The sequence below is a fragment of the Macellibacteroides sp. genome (genome assembly GCF_050251695.1).
GTDB lineage: Bacteria > Bacteroidota > Bacteroidia > Bacteroidales > Tannerellaceae > Macellibacteroides > Macellibacteroides fermentans.
Map to the genome: position 1 here is coordinate 1 of NZ_JBFWMI010000167.1, position 3596 is coordinate 3596.

2 protein-coding genes are annotated in these 3596 nt (G+C 44.9%); both read right to left on the reverse strand.

Annotation, left to right across the window (positions count from 1 at the left end):
• Positions 1–110 precede the first annotated feature (110 nt).
• Positions 111–2015, reverse strand: coding sequence for a RagB/SusD family nutrient uptake outer membrane protein (locus AB7E53_RS14545; RefSeq protein ID WP_446776504.1), 1905 nt, complete (start codon positions 2013–2015; stop codon positions 111–113).
• 12 nt (positions 2016–2027) lie between these two features.
• Positions 2028–3596, reverse strand: a 1569-nt coding sequence (locus tag AB7E53_RS14550) for a SusC/RagA family TonB-linked outer membrane protein (protein WP_446776506.1), incomplete at its 5' end; no start/stop codon positions are given.

Genomic DNA, 3596 nt, shown 5'->3' on the forward strand with positions numbered 1-3596 from the left:
CTTTGTTTATTCTCAATCAGGTTTCAGATTACTTAAATCTGCGGTCAATATTAATAATCTATGGCACTATTAGTAATCTGTTGCCATTATTCAATGCAAACTTCAAACGCTTATTGCATTCCGGGGTTTTGAACCAGGTTGGGGTTACGTTTAATTTCGGCCTGTTTGATAGGTGCGAAATACATCTTATTATCCCATGCGCGGTTTTCGCGGAATGAAAGGTCTTTTACAATGTAGGTATAATTGTATTTCTCTTCGTTGTGGATATAGGGCTTCGGTTGAGTCATACCCGGTTTAAGAAGTCCGTATACCAATACACCAGTCAGCTTGCGGCTTGCAGTCTGAGGTGCGGTCATCCAGCGGCGAACATCGAAGTAGCGATGATCTTCGAAGGCTAGCTCCACAAAACGTTCGTGACGAACAAATTCTCTCATGTCTGCCTGGTTGAAGGCTTTTCCTCTTCGCGTAAGAGTAGTCTTCGTATCAGGCATGCCGATACGGTTACGTAAGGCATCCAGATAATCGGCTGCGTCTTCCAATTCGTTTAATTCAACGCTGGCTTCGGCTGCGATAAGGTACATTTCTGCCAGACGGAAATAGGTCCACGGTACATTCTGAGCGTAGTTTTGTCCGTCTACCGATGTGTCAACCAATTTACGTTCGTAATAGCCGGTCCACGATCCGTTCCAGTCTTCGATAGGTCCCTGACGGGTATCGATTCCGTTTAAGCCCTTGAAAGTAAGCTCTGTGTCGTTGGGGGGGAGCTTGATTGTTACCGAACTTTCCACACCTGAAACTTCGTAGTAGCCACATTGTAATTGTCCCAGTGGGGTAGGATCCAACGGATAGGCATCCGCCGGTCTTACGCGTCCCCAGGTACAACCATCAAATCCGATGGTGGCATAAAAACGAGGTTCGCGGTTAAGGTAAGGATTGGATGTTTTTTTATCACCCACATTGCTGAATCCGGTCATCAATGTTCCGTCTGCCATTTCGAAGGCAGCTACAAGGTCGTGAGACGGGGTTATACCCGACCAGTTGTGGTAGCCATTGGGTCCGTGTTGCAGTACCAACCAGTTGGTTGATCCCTTTTGAGCAAACTGACGGGTAAAGATCTTTTCCGAATTATTCTTGTCAATAATGATCTGATGGAAATTATTGGCTGTTTGTTCCAACGTTGCAGCACGGCAATCGATCAGTTTGTAAGTACCGCTGTTGATTACTGCTAAAGCAGCAGTCTTGGCCGAACGGTACAACTCCTGCTGATTACCTGTATTCTGGTTAACGGGCAATGTGTTTACAGCGCGGTCGAAGTAAAGCGGACTGGCAAGTTGCAGTAATACGCGAGCTTTAAGCGACATGGCAGCACCCTTGGTAGCTCTACCCAAATTGTCGTCGCTTACCGTTACAGGAAGCAGTTTGATAGCCTCTTCGCAATCGGCCAGAATATAATCCAGACATTCTTTAACTGTGTTACGGGGTTGCTTCATCTCTTCTGTGTCATTCAAACCGTACACCTTGGTTACCAAAGGTACACCACCAAAGCCGCGAACCAGCTGGGTATAGATATAGGCACGAAGAAAATGAGCTTCACCCTTCATCTGATCTTTGTTGTATCCGGATGTAGCTGGAACTTCATCTATCTTTGAAATAAACAGATTGGCATAACGGATTCCTTTATAGGCATCACTCCAGCGGAACGGACAGTTACCGTCGTCAAACCATTGCAGGTCGCTTTCCGAAACAGCTGTTTCGTTGATAGCCTTCATTCCGTAGTTGTGCGTAAAATAAGCCTCATCCGATGCTCCCGAAATGGCATGTTCACCGGCACCGTGACGTACATATCCGTAAATTGAATTCAGGAATGCCTGCGACAGGGCGGCATCCGAAAACATGGCGTCTTCCGAATATTGATCGGTAGGCGTAATATCCAAAAAGTCCGACGAACAGGAATTCAACGTAACCGCTGTACCCAATGTCAAGGCAAATACTATATTTTTAAAAATTGTTTTCATATAATTATACGATTAGAATGTTAATGAAACACCAAAGTTCACAACGCGTCTTTGCGGATAGGAGGTAATGTCCTTGCTATCTGCCTCTGGATCGGCCACTTTCAACTTATCAATCGTGAAGATGTTGGTAGCGTTAACATAAATACGGGCATTGGAAATACCTGCATTCTTTAAGGCCGGTAATGTTATGTTATACCCTAATTCCATATTTTTCAAACGCAAGTAATCGCAAGAGCGAATAAAATAGGTATTCCAGTTAGAGATCCAATATTGGTTTTCACGTTCGTATGCACGTGGGTGTTCCACATTGGGATTTTCTATTGTCCAACGTTTGTCGTAGAAATCTTTCAGGTAATTTCCTACTGTACCCGACCATGTCTGAATATAGGTTTCTGCACCTAAAGCACCCTGGAACAGGGCCATCAAGTCGAAGTTCTTGTAACGAAGGTTTACATTGAATCCACCCACAAAGCGAGGTTCTGAATTCTTTGTTCTGCGTACACGGTCGTCTGCATTAATCTTTCCGTCGTTATTGATGTCTTTAAACTTGATATCTCCCGGCACCGTACCCGACCAATGGGGGTATCCCTCTATCTCGGCCTGATTGTTAAATACGCCGTCGGCTACATAGAACAAGGATGAACCTACCGGTCTGCCTGTCGATTGCTGATATTCGGGTATACCCGGAGTTTCGTCCCAGAAAAGGATTTTATTAATGGCATAAGTGCCGTTCAAAGATAAATCGTATTCAAAATCGCCGATTTTATCGTTCCATCCGATCATGGTTTCAAAACCTTTGTTTTCCATCTCACCCAGGTTTTCGCGAGGTAATGTGATACCCGATATTTCAGGAAGCGAAGCATTCCGGCTGATCAACATATGGGTACGTTTGTGGTAGAAAAGATCCGATTCCCATGTAAGACGACTATTAAGGAATTTAAAGTCGAAACCCAGGTTATAGGTGGTACCGCGTTCCCATGTAATATTGGGGTTGGGTGTACGGGTAGGGGTTAAACGAGGATTTTCGGCCGTTCCAAAAATATATGTGTCGCCAAAACCAAAGGTGTTGAGGTATTGGATACTCTGGTCGTAATTGCCGTCTGCATTCAACAGAGCGTCGTTACCAGTCTGAGAAACAGAACCGCGCAACTTAAAATATTCGATAAAATCGAGGTTTTCTTTCCAGAAGTTTTCTTCGGATACACGCCACGCTGCAGATACACCGGGGAAGAAACCATAGCGTTTGTTTTTAGGGAAACGGTACGAACCATCCACACGCCAAACAAATTCAACCAGGTATCTTTCAAGGTAGTTATAAGAAAAACGTCCGAAGTAATTTTTACGACGTTCTTTCCACGAGCTACCACCGTTAGTAAGGTCGGTCATACCCCCTGCATTCATCTCGTCAATCTTGTCGGACAAGAAGTATTTACGGAAAGCACTTAGAAAATCCTGCTGTTTTTCTTCGGCTTCCATACCGGCGGTAACGCCCACTGTATGATCGCCAAAGGTGCGATTGTAATCAAGTACGCCGCTTAACAACCAGGCTGTCTGGTCTGTATGTTCCTGGGTGAGCTGAGG

Bases quoted from the DNA above. Each gene is read 5' to 3' on its own strand.
- AB7E53_RS14545 (WP_446776504.1), bottom strand. From the start codon at position 2,015: ATGAAAACAATTTTTAAAAATATAGTATTTGCCTTGACATTGGGTACA.